The sequence below is a fragment of the Streptomyces sp. NPDC014623 genome (genome assembly GCF_043088245.1).
Lineage (GTDB): Bacteria > Actinomycetota > Actinomycetes > Streptomycetales > Streptomycetaceae > Streptomyces.
This window is the reverse complement of record NZ_JBIBZU010000012.1, coordinates 211,149-228,288: the sequence shown is the minus strand read 5'-3', so window position 1 is coordinate 228,288 and position 17,140 is coordinate 211,149. Positions and strand designations below refer to the sequence as shown.

The window sequence follows — 17,140 nt, the reverse complement described above, 5'->3', positions numbered from 1 at the left end:
GATTCACCGAAGTAAACGGAGATCCCAGGCCATGGCGCCGTACTCGTCCCCCTCGTCCCGCGGTATCGCACGTCCCGTCGTGTCTGCAACCCTGCTCACACTCTGCGCTCTCACCCTCAGCGCTTGCGGATCCTCCGAGGACAAAGCCGAGTCCGCCGACGCGGGCGCCACGACGACGACCCAGGTCACGGACGCGGCCGGAACGAAGGTGAAGGTCCCGGCGGACCCGGAGCGCGTGGTCGCCCTCAGCGAGATGGACCTGGACGCGGCCCTCGCCCTGGGCGTCGAGCCGGTGGGCCTGACCGCGGGACGCGGTCAGAAGGGTGCCCCGCAGTACCTCGCGGACCAGGCGAAGGGCATCCCGGTGGTGGGCGCCGTGACCGGCCCCGACATCGAGAAGGTCGTCCGGGCGAAGCCGGACGTGATCCTCGCCGGGCAGCTCGCGGACGAGCAGGTACTCGCACAACTCCGGAAGATCGCGCCCACGGTGGTCACCATCGACGGCACCAAGGACTGGAAGAAGGCCCTCCGGCTCACCGGCACGGCGCTCGGCAGGTCCAACGAGGCCGAGAAGTTCCTCGCCGGCTACGCGACGAAGGCCGCGGCCCTCAAGACCGACCTCGGCGCGCAGGCCGGTGCGAGCGTGTCCGTGGCCCGCTACTCCGCCAAGGGCACCGCCGTCATGCAGCAGGGCGTCTTCATCAGTGACGTCCTGAAGGACCTCGGCTTCAAGCGTCCCGGCATCCAGAACGACAAGGGCGAGGGCCACTCGACGCCGCTCAGCGACGAGAACCTGAAGGAGATCGACGGCGACTGGCTGTTCATCGGTTCCCTCGACCCGGGCACCGACGCCGACCTCCTGGGCCGGCTGGAGAAGAAGCCCGCCTACCAGCAGCTCGGCGCCGTGCGTGAGAAGCACGCCACGGTCGTCGACGGGACCAAGTGGACCAGCCTCGGTGGTGCGCAGGCGGCCGTCTCGGTGCTCGACGACATCCGGAAGGCCATGGTCAAGTGAGCCACGATCAGGAACTCGCCGGCCGGACCGCCCTCGTGACGGGAGCGGGCCGCGGCATAGGCGAGGCGGTCGTCCACGCCCTCGCCGGCCGCGGGGCCCGTGTCCTCGCCACCGACCTGGCGGCGGACGGCATCACCGCCCTGGAGAAGGAGTACGCCGGCCCGGTGACCGCGCGCACGCTCGACGTCACGGACCCCACGGCCGTCGAGGAACTCGTCGCCGAGGCGGAGACCACGATCGGCCCGCTGGACATCGCGGTCAACGTGGCCGGGATCCTGCGTGGTTCGCCGGTCGCGGACCTGTCGGACGAGGAGTGGGCGGCCACGTTCGCCGTCAACACCCACGGCGTGTTCCACGTGTCACGGTCCGTCTCCCGCCGGATGACCGCACGCGGCTCGGGCAGCATCGTCACCGTGGCCTCCAACGCCGCGGGCGTCCCCCGTACGAACATGGCGGCGTACGCCGCGTCCAAGGCCGCGGCCGTGATGTTCACCAAGTGCCTCGGCCTCGAAGTCGCGGCCCGGGGCGTACGGTGCAACACCGTCTCCCCCGGCTCGACCCTGACCGACATGCAGCGCGGCCTGTGGACGGCGGGCGACGAGGAAGCCTCCGCACGCCGCGTCATCGAGGGGGACACGGCGACGTACCGCACGGGTATCCCGCTCGGCCGGATCGCGGACCCCTCCGACATAGCCGACGCCGTCGCCTTCCTGGTGTCCGACCGCGCCCGCCACATCACCATGCACGACCTGTACGTCGACGGCGGAGCCACCCTGCGGGCCTGACCCCCGCCCCGCCCCGCCGCCCTCCGGCGCTCGAGCCATCCCCACTGGAGACCACCCATGTCTGCATCTCTGCGCGTCCCCGCCGCTCCTCCCCCGCTCGACTCCCCCGGCGCGGCGACCGCCCTGCTGGAGGCCTACCGGCCCGGCACGGACCGCTTTCTCGCCACTCCCCGGCACACCCTGCTGGGCTCCGGCACCGCGTCGCTGGTCCCGCACGACTCACGGCCCCTGCCCGTACGGGTGCGGGAGGTCCTGGACGTCGCCCGGCGCGGCGGCGGACCCGCCCCTGTCGTCGTGGGCTCGGTGCCGTTCGCGCCCGGCGGTGCGGCGGCCCTGGCCGTCCCTGAGACCGTCCGGTGGGCGAGCGCCCTGCGCGCGGACCCCCTCGTGGCCCTGCACGGCCCGGCCGTGGAACACGGGGACGAGTGGCAGATACGCGAAGTGCCCGCCGCCGAGGAGTACTCCGAGGCCGTCGCCGCGGCCGTGAAGCGGATGCGGGCCGGGGAGTTCGACAAGGTCGTGCTCGCCCGCACGCTCGAGTTGACCTCGGCACGTGACCTCGACCTGCCGGCCATGCTGAGCCGGCTGGCACGCCGTGACCCGGACGGATACACCTTCGCCGTTCCCAGCGGACCGGGCCGCACGCTCGTGGGTGCGAGCCCCGAACTCCTCGTGGCCAGGCGGGGTACCCGGCTCGTCGCCAACCCGCTGGCCGGCTCCGCGCAGCGCAGCAGCGATCTGGCGGAGGACGTCCGCAGGGCGGCCGCGCTCCTGGATTCCCCGAAGGACCTCCATGAGCACGCGGTCGTGGTCGACGCCATCCGTGAGGCACTCGCGCCGTTCTGCGTGCGCCTGGAGGTGCCCGAACGCCCCACCCTCGTGCGGACCGCTGCCATGTGGCACCTGTCGACGACCCTGACCGGGGAACTGCGCGAGCCCTCGTCCACCGCCCTGGACCTGGCGTCGGCCCTGCATCCCACTCCGGCGGTCTGCGGCACGCCGACCGATGTGGCCCGGCAGGTCATCGCGGATTCCGAGCCCTTCGACCGCGGCGCGTACACCGGCATGGTCGGCTGGCAGAACGCGGACGGCGACGGCGACTGGGTCGTGACCATCCGCTGCGCCGAGGCCGAGGGACGCACACTGCGGCTGTTCGCCGGCGCGGGTGTGGTGGCGGAGTCCTCGCCTGCCGCCGAGACGGCGGAGACCGGGGCCAAGTTCCGGACCTTCCTGAGCGCCGTGGGAGCCGCCCTGTGACCGCCTCTCAGGCAGCTGACGCCCCTACCTGGCCCGCTGAGTTCGCCGAGCGCTACCGCGCGGCGGGCCACTGGCGCGGGGAGACGTTCGGCGGGTGGCTGCGCGAGCGCGCCGCCGCCCACCCCGACCGCGTCGCGGTCGTCGACCCGGCCCCCGAACGCCGCGAGTGGACGTACGGGGAGCTGGACGAGCGGGCCTCGCGGCTGGCCGCCGGATTCACGGCACGTGGCATCTCGCCCGGCGACCGGGTCGTGGTCCAGCTCCCCAACGTCGCCGAGTTCGTCGAAGTCGTCTTCGCGCTCTTCCGCATAGGCGCACTGCCCGTCTACGCGCTCCCCGCGCACCGGGAGACGGAGATCGAGTACTTCTGCTCGTTCACCGAGGCCGTCGCCTACGTGGTCCCGGACCGGCATGCCGGCTTCGACCACCTCGCGCTCGCGTCGAAGGTCAAGGAGCGTACGCCGAGCCTGGAGCACGTGTTCGTCGTCGGCGCGCCGGGGGAGCACACCGCCCTGTCCGAGGTGCCGTGCGCGCCCACGGGGACCGGATACGAGCCGGCGCCGCACGACCTGGCGTTCCTCCAGCTGTCGGGTGGCACGACCGGTGTGCCCAAACTCATCCCGCGTACGCACGACGACTACATCTACTCGCTGCGCGGCTCCAACGAGATCTGCGGTGTCGACGAGGACACCCGCTTCCTCGTCGTGCTCCCCGCCGCGCACAACTTCCCGATGAGCTCCCCTGGCTGGCTCGGAACGCTGTACGCCGGGGGCACCGTGGTCCTGTGTCCCGGTCCCGATCCGGCGACGGCGTTCCCCCTCGTGGAACGCGAACGCGTCACGATGACCGGCATGGTGCCGCCCCTGGCCCTGGTGTGGACGCAGGCCGCCCCCGACACCGGGTACGACCTGTCCAGCCTCGGCCTCGTCCTCGTCGGCGGGGCCAAGTACAGCGAGGCCGCGGCCCGTCGGCTGCAGCCCGCTCTGGGATGCAGACTCATGCAGGTCTTCGGCATGGCCGAGGGACTCGTCAACTACACGCGCCTGGACGACGACTACGAGACCGTGGTCACCACACAGGGCCTGCCGATCTCCGAGGACGACGAGATCCGTGTCGTCGACGACGCGGACGAGGACGTGCCCGAGGGGGGTTTCGGACACCTGCTGACCCGGGGCCCGTACACGATCCGCGGCTACTGGCGCGCGCCCGAGCACAACAGGAAGGCGTTCACCGAGGACGGCTTCTACCGCACCGGTGACATCGTGCGCCGTACCCCGACGGGCCACCTGGTCGTCGAGGGGCGTGCCAAGGACCAGATCAACCGGGGCGGTGAGAAGGTCGCGCCCGAGGAGATCGAGAACATCATCCTCGGCCACCCCTCGGTGCACGACGTGTCCGTCGTGGGGGTGGCCGACGAGTACCTGGGTGAACGCACCCTGGCCTACGTCATCCTGCGCGAGGGTGCCGAGCCGCTGAAGCCGGTCGCGGTCAAACGCCTCGTGCGCGAACGCGGTGTCGCCGCGTACAAGATTCCCGACCTCGTCGAATTCGTCGAGGCCTTCCCGCAGACCGGAATCGGCAAGGTCAGCAAGAAGGGACTGCGCTCCGAAGCGGTCCCCGGCCGCTCCGAATCCGCTCAGCACTGAGATCAGCACCGAGTTCCGCCCAGAGCGGCACCGAAAGGTTCCACCCCATGGCTCTTCCCGCCATCGCTCCCTACGCACTGCCGGCCGAATCCGAACTGCCCGCGAACCGCGTGGACTGGACCGTCGACCCCGCACGGGCCGTGCTCCTGGTCCACGACCTGCAGAATCACTTCCTCGGTGCGTTCCCGTCCGGGGAGCAGCCGCTCACCGGCATGCTCGACAACACGTCCCGCGTCATCGCGGAGTACCGCCGTCTCGGTGTACCCGTCGTCTACTCGGTGCAGCGGGGCGGTCAGACCGCGGAGGAACGCGGTCTCCAGCTCGACTTCTGGGGCCCGGGCGCCGCCGACGACCCCGAGGCGCTGGCGATTCCCGACGCCGTGGCGCCCGTGGACGGTGACACCGTCCTGACCAAGTGGAAGTACAGCGCGTTCGTGCGCACCGAACTCGAGTCCCTGCTGCGGGAGTCCGGTCGCGACCAGTTGGTGATCACCGGTGTGTACGCGCACATCGGCGTGCTCATGAGCGCCTGCGACGCGTGGATGCGTGACATCCAGGCCTTCCTGGTCGCCGACGCCGTGGCGGACTTCTCCCGCGAGGACCACGACATGGCGCTGCGCTGGGCCGCGGGCCGCTGCGCGGTGGTCACCTCGACCGACGCTCTTCTGAAGGGGATCTGAACACCGTGGCGCTCACCCTTGAACTGATCCGGCACGATGTCGCCGACGCCCTCGGTGAGGACCCGGCGGACATCCCTCTCGACGAGAACCTCCTGGACTACGGACTGGACTCGGTACGCATCATGGCGTTGCTGGGGCGCTGGCGCCGGGACCACGGTGTCGAGGCGGACTTCGCGGACCTCGCCGAGCAGCCCGTCATCGATGCCTGGGCGCCGCTGCTGGGGGCCTCATGACCGTCCTGCTGACCGGGACCGGAGGGACCGGACCGGAGGCCGGCCCGGAGGCCCGGTCCGTCGTGCTGCCACTGACCGCAGCCCAGTCGGGCATGTGGTTCGCGCAGTCGCTCGATCCGCTCAGCCCGGCGCAGAACACGGCGGAGTGCCTGGAGATCGACGGGCCGCTCGATCCGGAGGTGTTCGCGGCCGCTCTGCGCCATGTGACCACCGAGGCCGACGCCTTGCGTGTGTCGGTCGAGGACTCCCCGGACGGCCCGCTTCAGCGCGTCCGCCCCTCGGTCCCGCTGCCGCTCACGACCCACGATCTGCGGGACGCGCCGGACGCCGGCCGGGAGGCCGGGGAATGGATGCGCGCGGACCTGGCCGAGCCCTTCGACCTGGCGGCCGGCCCGCTGTTCCGGCATGCCCTGTTCCGTGTGGGCGAGGAACGGTGGCTCTGGTACCAGCGCATTCATCACCTCGTCATGGACGGCTTCGGCTACTCCCTCCTCGTACGCCGGACCGCGGAGGTCTACACGGCGCTCGCCCGGGGCGGGGATCCCGGCCCCCGTGTTTTCGGGACGCTGGCCGACCTCGTCGCCGAGGACACCGCCTACCGGTCCTCGGAAGCATTCACCGCCGACCGCGCGCACTGGACGGAGGCGTTCGCCGACCGCCCCGAGGCGCCCCGGCTCGCGGGCCGCGGGGCCCTGCCCTCCCGGACCTTCCTCCGGCGCACGGCCCACCTGGGTACAGAGGCCGCCGAGGGCGTGCGGGAGCTGGCCTCCCGCCTCCGGGCCACCTGGCCGGACGTGCTGATCGCCGCTCAGGCCCTCTACACCTCACGGGCGACGGGTCACCAGGAGGTCGTGCTCGGCCTGCCGATGATGGGCCGCGTGGGGTCCGTCTCGCTGCGGGTGCCCGGCATGGTCATGAACGTGCTCCCGCTGAGGCTGGACGTCTCCCCCGCCGCCACCTTCGCCGAACTGGTCCGCCAGGTGGTGCTCGGCATTCGCGAGGTCCGCCGCCACCAGCGCTTCCGTTACGAGGACATCCGCCGTGACCTGCGGCTCCTCGGAGAGAACCGCGGGCTGGTCGGTCCCCTCGTCAACGTCATGCCCTTCGACTACGACGTGGACTTCGCGGGCGCCCCGGCGCGCGCCCGGAACCTGTCCGCCGGGCCGGTCGACGACCTGACGGTGAACATCTACGACCGGGCCGACGGCCGTGGTCTGCGCATCGACCACGACGGCAATCCCGCGCTGTACGACGACGAGGGGCTGGCCGCGCACCAGGCGCGTTTCCTGGATCTGGTGGAGCGGCTGGTCCAGGCCGATCCGCATGTTCCGACGGCCACGCACGGCATCGCCACGGCAGCCGAACTCGACCTGGTCCTCGGCACGTTCAACGACACCGGCCGCGAGCTGCCGCCCACGACCCTCATCGGGCCCATCGAGTCGCGCGCCGCGCGCACCCCCGAGGCGACCGCTCTGGTGTACGGCGACACCTCGCTCACCTACGAGGAGCTGAACACCCGCGCCAACCGCCTGGCCCGGCACCTGCGGACGCTCGGCGCCAGGCCGGGTGCCGTGGTGGCGGTGTCGGTGCCGCGCTCGGTGGACCTCGTCGTGTCCCTGCTCGCCGTGCTGAAGGCCGGGGCCGCGTATCTGCCGCTGGATCCGGACTACCCCGGGCAACGGCTGGCGTACATGCTGCGGGACGCGGCGCCGGTGTGCGCGGTGACCGACCGGGCGGGGCGGCTCCCCGAGGACACCGGGACACCGCTGGTCGTCCTGGAGGGCCTCGACGTCTCGGAGTACCTCTGGGTGAACCCGTCGCGCCCTCTCACCCCGGCGCACCCGGCGTACGTCATCTACACCTCCGGTTCGACGGGACGCCCCAAGGGCGTCGTCGTCCCGCACGCGGCGATCGACAACCGATTGCGCTGGATGCAGAGTGCTTACGGGCTGACGGCGGACGACCGGGTGCTCCAGAAGACACCGTCGTCGTTCGACGTGTCCGTGTGGGAGTTCTTCTGGCCGCTGCGCCAGGGCGCGGCGCTGGTGGTCGCCGAACCCGGTGGCCACAAGGACCCGGCCTACCTGGCCCGGCTGATCCGCGAACAGGGCGTCACCACCTGCCACTTCGTGCCGTCGATGCTCCAGGTCTTCCTCGCGGAGGCGGAGCCGGACGCGTGCACGAGCCTCACGAGGGTCTTCTGCAGCGGTGAGGCCCTGCCGCGCGAGACGGCCGACGCGTTCGGGCGAGAGCTTCCCGGCGTCGAACTGCACAATCTGTACGGTCCCACGGAGGCGGCCGTCGACGTCACCTTCCACGCGTGCGCGGCGGACGCGACCGGCCCGGTCCCGATCGGCCGGCCCGTCTGGAACACCCGCCTCCATGTGCTCGACGCCGCGCTGCAGCCCTGCCCGCCGGGGGTCCCCGGCGAGCTCTACCTGGCAGGGCGCCAGCTCGCCGAGGGGTACCTGAACCGTCCGGAACTGACCGCTTCCCGTTTCGTCGCCGACCCGTTCGGCCGGCCGGCGGAGCGCATGTACCGTACGGGCGACCTGGCCCACTGGACGGCGAAGGGCGAAGTCGTCTACCTCGGCCGCACGGACGACCAGGTCAAACTCCGCGGGCAGCGCATCGAGCTCGGCGAGATCGAGTCGGCGCTGGCGGCCCGGGACGGGGTGGATGCCGCCTGCGCCCTCGTGCGGGAGGACCGGCCGGGCGACCAGAGGCTCGTCGGTTACGTCACCGGGGGCGCGGACCCGGCGGCCGTACGCGCCTCGCTGGCGCGGGAGCTGCCGGAGCACATGGTGCCGGCGGCGGTGGTGGCCCTGGACGCCTTCCCGCTGAGCCCCAACGGGAAGCTGGACCGGCGCGCCCTGCCCGCCCCGGTGTTCGGCGGCGCGAGTGCACGGCGCCCGTCGGGCGCGCGGGAGGAGGCACTGACGCGGCTGTTCGCGCAGGTGCTGGACATCGCGCGGGTGGGTCCGGACGACGCCTTCTTCGACCTGGGCGGCACCTCGTTGCTCGCCGTGCGGCTGGTGGCCCGCGTACGGGAGGAGTTCGGCGCCGGGCTGACCATCGGGTCGCTGTTCGAGTCCCCGACCCCGGCGGCACTCGCCGCCCGGCTCGGCGCCGCGGAGCCCGCTTCGGAGGACGCGCTCGGCGTCGTCCTGCGTCTGCGGGGCGGGGACGGGCGTCCGCCGCTGTTCGCCATCCATCCGGCCGGAGGGATCGCCTGGTGCTACGCCGGGTTGTCGGCCCGTCTGGGACCGGAGCAGCCGGTGTACGGCATCCAGGCCCGCGGGCTGGCCGGGGACGAGCCGTTGCCGCGCACCCTCCAGGAGGAGGCGGCCGACTACGTCGAGCACATACGCGCGATCCAGGAGCACGGCCCCTACCGGCTGCTGGGCTGGTCCGTCGGCGGAGTGCTGGCGCACACCGTGGCCGTGCTGCTCCAGGAGGCGGGTGAGGAGGTCGAACTGCTCGCGCTGCTGGACTCGTTCCCCGCCGAGCAGTGGCGGGAGCGGCCGGCGCCCGAGGAGGGCGACGCACTGACCGCGGTGCTGCGGATGGCGGGCTTCGAGCGTACGCACGAGCAGGACCGTGAGGACGTGCTGGCGACGCTGCGCCGGGCGGGCAGCCCGCTCGCCGGGCTCAGCGACCGTGCCCTGTCGAAGATCGTCGACATCGTGCCGAACCACGCCCGCATGATGCGTGAGCACGACCACCGGTGCTACGAGGGTGATCTGCTGTTCTTCACGGCCGCTGCCCCCCGCGCGGAGGACTGGCTGACCCGTGAGGCGTGGCGGGCGCACGTGACCGGGGTCATCGACAACCACGACCTCGACTGCACTCACCCGCAGTTGATGCAGGACCGCTTCCTCGACGACATCGCGGCCGTCCTGGCGGCCCGGCTGAAGGAGCTGGACGCGTGAGCGCGAGGAGTGGCCCGTTCGACGCGGACTCCGAGGGCCGCGCCACGCACCTGGTGCTGGAGAACGCCGCCGGCCGGCTGTCACTCTGGCCGGTCTGGCGGGAGGTGCCGGAAGGCTGGTCCGTCAGGTTCGGCCCGGCTCCGCACGGGGTGTGCACCGCCGTACTGGAGCCGGGCGGCGAGCGGGGATGAGCCGCCGGGCCGCCCCTAGGGCGTGGGGGCGGCCAGCAGGTCGACGAGACCGTCGGCCAGCTCCGTGCGCCAGCACAGGTAGTCGTGGCCGCCGTTGAACTCCCGGTAGGAGGCGTCGCCGTAGCCCGCCGCCGCCAGGACCTGGCGCAGACGCCTGGCGGCGGGCAGGGTGACCCATTCCTGTTCGCCGAAGGAGAGCCGGAAGCGGACCGGCAGACGTGGCGTCCGGGCGATCCGCTCGGTGAGCCACTGCGCCTGTGGCCCGTCGGGCCACCAGAAGGAGCCGGACTGGGCGAGGACGTTGCCGAAGCGGCCGGGCACGGACAGCGCCGCGTGGGCGGCGGAGAGTCCGCCCAGGCTCTGTCCGGCGACGATCGTACGGGCGGGGTCGTCCGTGACCGGCAGACGGGCCGCCGCCCAGGGCAGCAGCTCGTCGGCGAGGAAGCCGGCGAACTCCGGCCGGCAGGTCATCTCCGACCACCTGGTGTCCGCGTCGACGGACTCCGGGAGCAGGGCGACGAGCGGCGGGACGCGGCCGTCCGCGATCAGGTTGTCCAGGAGGTGTGCGAGCCCGAGCCGCGGCTGCCAGTGCTCACCGTCGAGGAGGACGAGCACGGGCAGCTCCGCCGGGTGCCCCGGGCCGGGAGGGGGTTCGTAGAGCCAGACACGGCGGGTGCCGCCCCCCAGCTTCGTGGCCGGCACCTCGTGGGCGGCCACCCGGCCGCGGACGACGCCGGGCCTCGGCTGCCAGTCCTGCCCGCCGGGCGCGGCCGGGAGCTCGGCGTAGGACACCGGGGTGCCACTCCAGCGGCGCGGCAGCGTGCGGTCGTTGAACGGGTCGTGCCGGGGCCGGCTGCGCAGCCACTGCCAGTAGCCGGCGGTACCGGGCCCGGGGCCACCGCCCTCGTCCACGTAGAAGTCGTAGGTGCCCCGCCAGTCGTGGCGCAGACGCAGCGACCAGTGCCAGACGTCGGTGCCGGGGACCCGCTCCATCAGGTTCCCCTCGGGCTCGCGGGGGTCGCCGAGCTTGTTGGGCAGTACCTGCACGGCGCGGGTGGCGGGGGTGCCGCGCCACAGGAACGTCACCGCCCGGTGGTCGGGGCTGCCCTGCGGGTCCGGGGCGACGAGGGGCGTGCCGCTGCCGCGTACGGCCTCCCAGAACTCCTCGGTCTCCCCCGGTGCCGGGAGCCGGCATCCCGGCTCCCGGAGCCGCGGCACTCCGTCCGGGCGCGCGGTCCGGGGCGGCCGGCGCGGGGCGTCTTGCGGCGGCACTGACGTGATCACGAGAGGAACTCCGAACAACGAGGAATGCGACTTAGGGTCACCTTATCTCCGATGAGGCGTGCAGGCCTTCAACGGTGGCGGGGCGAGGCCGGCCCGAGCTCGCGGGCCGCCGCTGCGGCGGGCGGAGCCGACGGCGCACGCCGGACGCGGCATCCCACAAGAGATCTGTTGCGCAGGTCACATGTCGGGGGTGAATTACTTAGGTAAGGCTAAGCTAAGTTGCAGGTGTTGTGTTTCCCATTGAACCCCTGTCAGGGAGTTGACCCCAGCATGACCTCGTCCCGCAGAAGCCGTCGCACCGTCACCCGTGCCGCCATCGCCCTCGTGCTCGCCACCGGCAGCACCGCCGCACTGACGGGCACCGCCTCCGCGCACACGGCGGCCGGCACCGTCACGGTCGCGCCGCTCGTGAAGGGCCTTTACCAGTCCTCGTACTCCGAGCGGAACAATGTCCTGTGGACCACCTCCGCCGTGGGCCGCCCGCCGGTCGTGGCCTCCAGCCTGCTCAAGGTCGACCCGAAGACCCTCAAGGTGAAGCAGACCATCACCCCGCCGGTCGCCGACGCCGCGACGGGTGCGCTGGAAGCCGTCTACGGGGTGGCCGTCGACGACGAGCACAACACGGTCTGGACGACGAACACCCGCAACAACACCGTGGCCGTGTACAGCCAGCGCACCGGCAAGCACCTCGCCACCCTCCCGGACGTGGGCCACGCCCGTGAGATCGTCGTGGAAGAACGGCGCAACACGGTGTGGGCCAGCGCGTTCACGGACGGCACCCTGGTCGCCTTCGACTCCAGGACCCTGAAGGAGAAGCAGCGGGTCACCGTCGCCGGTTCCGGCCCGACCGGCCTGGTCGTGAACGAACGGACCGGCACCGCCTACGCCGCGGACCTCAACGGCGACCAGGTCATCGAGGTCACCGCGAAGTCCGCCGCCCCGCGGCTCATCCCCGCCGGTGACGGCCCGATCTCGATCGCGCTGTCCAGGAACGGCAGGACCGCCTACACAGCCAACCAGACCGGCGGCGACCTCTCGGTGATCGACCTGAGGAAGGGGCTCGTCACCAAGTCCGTCGCCACGGGCGCGGGCGCCCTGTCCGTCGCCGACGACGACCGCACGGGCAACGTCGTGGTCGTCAACCGCACCGACGCCACCGCGACGGTCGTCGATCCGCGCAAGGGCACCGTCGTCCGGACCGTGACCACGGGCACGAACCCCAACCACGTCACCGTCGCCGGCGGCACCGCCTACGTGGTCGACAAGTCCGGAGCCGGCCTCGGCGGCTCCGACCAGATCCACAGCTTCCGCGTCACCCGCTGACCCCGGCAGCCCTGTTTCCCCTCCCCCGCTCCGCACAGCGGGTGTCCGGCTCACCGCTCCCCGCGGTGGGCCGGAATTTCCCGGCCGGCCCCTGGTCCGGAGCCGGCAGCGGAGCTCCTCCTCCGCGGTGAGCGCGTCCGCAGGCTGGTGGATGCGGACGGGCTCGGGCCGCGTCCGCAGGCCGTCGTTCCCCCGCGGCGCTCACGGCTCCGGCGAAGGCCCGGTGGAACGACCTCGGCGGCTTCCTCCAGCCGGCGCCGCGTCGGCGCGGGCAGCCGCTTCGTCCCGTGCAACACCCACGCGCCGCCGGTCGCCTCTTCCGTCGGACGCCGCCGCCCGACCACCTGCGCCGGGAGCCCGGGATGACCCGCTTGGCGACAAGCGCCGTACCGGTGTTCCCCGAAGTCGGCTTCCCGCTCCGTCCGCGCTTGCGTGCCCCTGGACGACCAGTGGTCCCATGGGAGTCGATGACCGTCAGCTCCGTATCCGGCCGGACGCGGCCGAACGAACCCGTCGGGAAGGACGCCCGGCGGCCGTCCGGACTCGTTTTGCGGTGAGACGTCCGGGGGTTCCTCGTCCGCGCTGCCGAGTCGGGCGAGAACGGCGCGGACCTGTGCCTCTTCGGGCTCCTGCCCTATGGCGTCCTCCACGGAGCAGTCACCGTCGCGCTCCGCGACCGGGTACCGCCCGGAAGGACGCGGCCGGCGCTCACCCGACGAGCACGCTGCGCGGTGTCCAGGACCCGGTGCCGGGGCCCGGCCCCGTGGAGACGGAGCGGAGAGTGACGGAACATAGCGTCGCACCCGGCAACTGGGGCCACGCTGCCGGCCCTGTGGTGCCGCCTGCGCCCCCGCACCTCACGAACCCGCCCCGCCGGGCCCGCGACGAGGCCCGTGCCCAGGGCGTCGACGAAAGGACACATGTGGTGAAGGTACGGATTGCACGTATGGGAGTCGCCCTTGTCGCGGCGGCCGCGGCCGTCGCGACGACGGCCGCGTCCGCCCAGGCCGACTCCGGCTTCTCCGTGGAGAAGTACGAGCAGATCCAGTTCGGGATGACCTTCGACGAGGTCTGGGAGATCGGCGGTGGTGAGGCGGCGTGTGACACCGGCGGTGTCATAGGTGACTCCATCCTCTGTTTCGCCGGGTCGGGCGACTACGCCCCTTACGGAGGCTTCTCCTTCACCGACGACGGCGAGTTGTACAGCAAGCGCAACGAGTACCTGTACCAGCCGAAGACGCCGTCCATGAGGCTGTCGCACTACGACAAGACCGCTCTGGGCATGACCGAAGCCCAGGTGTGGGCCGTCGTCCCGAAGGACTCCTGTGTGGTGCAGGGGGAGAGCTATCCCGGCTGGCCGGCCACCACCGGCTTCGTCAAGAAGTACGCCTGCAAGGCCCAGACAGGCCTCTTCCCGCCCACCGCCTACTTCCACTTCACCGACGGTGAGCTGACCTACCGTTACCAGCGCAGCCTGGTCTGATCCCGCGCGGACGGCGGTCGGCTGCGCTTCCCCGGCCGGTCCGGCCGCCACCGGCACAGCCATGAGCGGTGCCCGCCACCGCCGCGTCCTCGTCCCACCGCACACGGAGACGGAGACGGACCGGGCGGCCCGCCGGGCCGGCCGGTGCGTACGCGGAAGCCGCGTTCACCGTCCCGGTCGTCACTGCCGGCGGTGTCATCCTCGGTCTCACCGCCGAGGATCGCCTGGCGGAAGCCCGCCCGGGACGGCCCGCTCCGGGCAGGCCCCGTCCCTGCGGGGCGGGGAGTGCTCCTGCTGTTCGCCCAGGCCGTTCGGCGCCGGCGCGTGAGGCGGGTGGCCCCTGCCACTGCCGAACCGCTCGTTGCCGGTAGCCGCGCGTGACGAGTCCCCTGCCTACGCCGTCAGCGCCTGGCCGAAGCGGGCGTACGCCTCCTCGTCGAAGAGCACGAACCGGACCTCGGTGATCGGTGGGTGCGCTGCCTCACGGACCGTACGCACGGCGATCCGGGCACCGTCGCCGAGCGGCCAGCCGTAGACGCCCGTCGAGACCGCCGGAAAGGCAACTGTCCGGGCTCCCAGCTCCGACGCCACCCGCAAGGACTCCCGGTAGCAGGAGGCGAGCAGCGCGGAACGGTCCTCCGTACGCGACCAGACCGGGCCCACCGTGTGGACCACGTGCTCCGCGTGCAGCCGGCCGGCCGTCGTCGCCACAGCCTGCCCGGTCGGCAGCCCCTTGCCGTAGTGCGAGGCACGCAGGTCGCGGCAGGCGGCAAGGATCTCGGGCCCGCCACGCCGGTGGATCGCACCGTCCACCCCGCCACCGCCGAGGAGCGAGGAGTTGGCGGCGTTGACCAGGACGTCGGCGTGCTGCTCGGTGATGTCCCCGTGTACGAGGGTGATCGTCGGTCGTGTCGTCATGCGGCCATACTGCCGTCTGCCGGCCGGCCGTACCGGTGTCCCCCGAGGCCTCGCACGCGCCGGAGGCGGCGCCCGTACTGCGGGCGCCGCCTCCGGCCTGTTCCGTGGCGTCGTGTCAGACCGTGGAGGGGAAGCGGTCCCAGACCCGGTGCCTGCCCAGGAGCTGCTTGACCTCTTCCAGCACCTCGCTGCCCGAGCCCGCGTTCACCACGCCCGGCGCGTCCTGGGGCACGCCCGCGGAAGCGAGGACACGGTCACCGCCCGCCCACGTGCCGATCGCCTTGGCATGCCGGTACGCCTCGTTCAGCAGCAGAAGCACCCGGGGGTCGGTGGCGGTGCCGGCCGCGCCCGCCTTGGCGTCCCGCGCACCGATCGCGTCGGCGCCCGCACCGGGGGCGCCGGCGAGCAGCACGGCGTCGAACTCGATGGAACGGGCGGTGGCGTAGGTCCGCTGGACGGTGACCGGGTCGCCGTCCGCGCCGAGGACACCTCCGGCGGGAGCGATGACCAGCGGCACCATGCCGGCGGCCTGTACCGCGTCGCGTACCGCCCGGACACCGTCGAGGTCGGCGTCCTTGTCGGCGACGATGCCGATGATCCGCCCGTCCACCGGCCAGACACCGCCGACCTGTGACAGGGCAGGGCTCGGTTCCGGGTTCGCGAGCGGCCCGTCCGGCTCAGGAGCCGGCAGCCCCAGGCCGGCGGCGACCTGCTCGCACAGCTGGGCGTCGATCCGGGCGAGCACCTTGAGGGCACGCTCCTTGATCGCCTGCTCGTAGCACTTGCCCAGCTCGAAGGTGTACGCGGCGATGATGTGCTCGCGCTCCACGGGAGTCATGCTGAGCCAGAAGAGACGGGGCTGGCTGAAGTGGTCGTCGAAGGACTCGGGGGCCTCGCGTACCTTGCGGCTCGCGGCCACCTCGGCGGGCACCTCGACGAACGCGCCGTTGTCCGCTCCCGCCAGGAACGGGCAGCCCCCGTCGAGGGAGTTGGGCCGGTACGGCGCGACTCCCCGGTGGACCGCCGTCTGGTGCATGCCGTCCCGCAGCATGTCGTTGACCGGGGCGTGCGTCCGGTTGATGGGCAGCTGCGGAAAGTTGGGGCCGCCCAGCCGGGTGAGCTGGGTGTCGAGGTAACTGAACAGCCGGCCTTGGAGCAGCGGGTCGTTGGTGACGTCGATGCCCGGCACCATGTTGCCGACGTGGAAGGCGACCTGTTCCGTCTCGGCGAAGAAGTTCGACGGGTTGGCGTCGAGGGTCATCAGGCCGATCGGCTGTACCGGCGCGAGCTCCTCCGGGACGATCTTCGTCGGGTCGAGCAGGTCGATGCCCTGGAACATCTGGTCAGGGGTGTCGGGAAACGTCTGGACGCCCAGTTCCCACTGGGGGTAGGCACCGGCCTCGATGGCGTCGGCGAGGTCCCGGCGGTGGAAGTCCGGGTCGACGCCTCCCGCGATCTGGGCCTCCTCCCAGACCTGGGAGTGGACCCCCAGCTTGGGCTTCCAGTGGAACTTGACCAGGGTGGTGGCTCCTTCGGCGTCGACGAGGCGGAAGGTGTGGACGCCGAAGCCCTCCATGGTGCGGTACGAGCGCGGGATACCGCGGTCGGACATGTTCCACAGCGTGTGGTGGGTCGCCTCGGAGTGCAGGGTCACGAAGTCCCAGAACGTGTCGTGGGCACTCTGCGCCTGCGGGATCTCCCGGTCGGGATGCGGCTTGCCCGCGTGGATGACGTCGGGGAACTTGATGGCGTCCTGGATGAAGAAGACCGGGATGTTGTTCCCGACAAGGTCGAAGACGCCTTCCTCGGTGTAGAACTTCGTGGCGAAGCCGCGGGTGTCGCGCACGGTGTCGGCCGATCCGCGTGAACCGAGCACGGTGGAGAACCGGACGAAGACCGGTGTCTCCACGTCCTTCGCCAGGAAGGCTGCCTTCGAGATCTTCGCCGCGCTCCCGTATCCGCGGAACACCCCGTGGGCAGCGGCGCCACGGGCGTGCACCACACGCTCCGGGATGCGCTCGTGGTCGAAGTGGGTGATCTTCTCCCGGAGATGGTGGTCCTGGAGCAGGACCGGGCCGCGTGGGCCGGCCTTCAGGGAGTGGTCGGTGTCGTACAGCCGGGCGCCCTGTGCCGTGGTCAGGTAGGCACCGCTCTGAGCGTTGCGTGCCTGGTCCGCTCCGGTGGGCTGACCGGTCGGGCTCACCGTCTCGGGGCCGGTCTGGTCGTCCTTGGGAGGCAGCGGCTCGCGAGGAGCGGCCGGCTCCTCCACCGACGGGGGCATACTGCTGGGCGCGCCCGGAATCGGCTCGTTCCCGTCGTTCTCCGTCACTTCTCGTCCTCCTGAGATGTAGCTCGCCACCGGACCGACGTGCCGGTGGGTGCGGCGCAGTGAG

13 protein-coding genes are annotated in these 17,140 nt (G+C 72.1%); 10 read left to right on the top strand and 3 right to left on the bottom strand.

From position 1 onward, the window contains the following. The first annotated feature begins 31 nt into the window (after positions 1–31). The 8 genes from ACF1FZ_RS20860 to ACF1FZ_RS20825 are packed head-to-tail and all read left to right on the top strand — an operon-like array spanning position 32 to position 9,739. Positions 32–1,015, top strand: coding sequence for an ABC transporter substrate-binding protein (locus ACF1FZ_RS20860; RefSeq protein WP_391774874.1), 984 nt, complete (start codon positions 32–34; stop codon positions 1,013–1,015). Further along, positions 1,012–1,800 carry a 2,3-dihydro-2,3-dihydroxybenzoate dehydrogenase gene (locus ACF1FZ_RS20855; protein ID WP_391774873.1) on the top strand — a complete coding sequence of 263 codons (789 nt, stop codon included), beginning with the start codon at positions 1,012–1,014 and terminating at the stop codon, positions 1,798–1,800. The genes ACF1FZ_RS20860 and ACF1FZ_RS20855 overlap by 4 nt, the downstream gene beginning before the upstream one ends. 57 nt (positions 1,801–1,857) lie before the next feature. Continuing rightward, positions 1,858–3,057, top strand: a complete 1,200-nt coding sequence (locus ACF1FZ_RS20850; RefSeq protein WP_391774872.1) for an isochorismate synthase — start codon at positions 1,858–1,860, stop codon at positions 3,055–3,057. After that, complete coding sequence (locus ACF1FZ_RS20845; RefSeq protein ID WP_391774871.1) at positions 3,054–4,703, top strand: (2,3-dihydroxybenzoyl)adenylate synthase; 1,650 nt, start codon at positions 3,054–3,056, stop codon at positions 4,701–4,703. Before ACF1FZ_RS20850 ends, ACF1FZ_RS20845 begins: the two co-directional genes overlap by 4 nt. A gap of 47 nt (positions 4,704–4,750) precedes the next feature. Next, the gene (locus ACF1FZ_RS20840) at positions 4,751–5,383 is read left to right on the top strand and encodes an isochorismatase family protein (protein ID WP_391774870.1); all 633 of its coding nucleotides are present in this window, start codon (positions 4,751–4,753) and stop codon (positions 5,381–5,383) included. Between the two features lie 5 nt (positions 5,384–5,388). Next, entirely contained in the window at positions 5,389–5,616 is a 228-nt protein-coding gene (locus tag ACF1FZ_RS20835) for a phosphopantetheine-binding protein (protein WP_391774869.1), read from the top strand. Beyond that, entirely contained in the window at positions 5,613–9,548 is a 3,936-nt protein-coding gene (locus ACF1FZ_RS20830; protein WP_391774868.1) for an amino acid adenylation domain-containing protein, read from the top strand. Before ACF1FZ_RS20835 ends, ACF1FZ_RS20830 begins: the two co-directional genes overlap by 4 nt. After that, complete coding sequence (locus ACF1FZ_RS20825; RefSeq protein WP_391774867.1) at positions 9,545–9,739, top strand: MbtH family NRPS accessory protein; 195 nt, start codon at positions 9,545–9,547, stop codon at positions 9,737–9,739. Before ACF1FZ_RS20830 ends, ACF1FZ_RS20825 begins: the two co-directional genes overlap by 4 nt. A 15-nt stretch (positions 9,740–9,754) precedes the next feature. Here ACF1FZ_RS20825 and fes read toward each other — a convergent pair whose 3' ends face one another. Beyond that, complete coding sequence (gene fes, locus ACF1FZ_RS20820) at positions 9,755–11,023, bottom strand: enterochelin esterase (RefSeq protein ID WP_391774866.1); 1,269 nt, start codon at positions 11,021–11,023, stop codon at positions 9,755–9,757. A 270-nt stretch (positions 11,024–11,293) separates the two neighbouring features. Between fes and ACF1FZ_RS20815 the strand changes: the two genes are divergently transcribed. Together ACF1FZ_RS20815 and ACF1FZ_RS20810 are read left to right on the top strand one after the other, a co-directional pair. Further along, the gene (locus ACF1FZ_RS20815; protein ID WP_391774865.1) at positions 11,294–12,346 is read left to right on the top strand and encodes a YncE family protein; all 1,053 of its coding nucleotides are present in this window, start codon (positions 11,294–11,296) and stop codon (positions 12,344–12,346) included. A 946-nt stretch (positions 12,347–13,292) separates the two neighbouring features. Next, entirely contained in the window at positions 13,293–13,829 is a 537-nt protein-coding gene (locus ACF1FZ_RS20810; RefSeq protein WP_391774864.1) for a BLIP family protein, read from the top strand. Between the two features lie 393 nt (positions 13,830–14,222). Here the strand turns inward: ACF1FZ_RS20810 and ACF1FZ_RS20805 are convergent, their stop codons facing one another. Together ACF1FZ_RS20805 and ACF1FZ_RS20800 are read right to left on the bottom strand one after the other, a co-directional pair. Next, a complete protein-coding gene (locus tag ACF1FZ_RS20805; RefSeq protein ID WP_391774863.1) occupies positions 14,223–14,747 on the bottom strand; it encodes an O-acetyl-ADP-ribose deacetylase in 525 nt (174 codons plus the stop codon). A 115-nt stretch (positions 14,748–14,862) separates the two neighbouring features. Continuing rightward, entirely contained in the window at positions 14,863–17,028 is a 2,166-nt protein-coding gene (locus tag ACF1FZ_RS20800; protein ID WP_391774894.1) for a catalase, read from the bottom strand. Positions 17,029–17,140 lie beyond the last annotated feature (112 nt).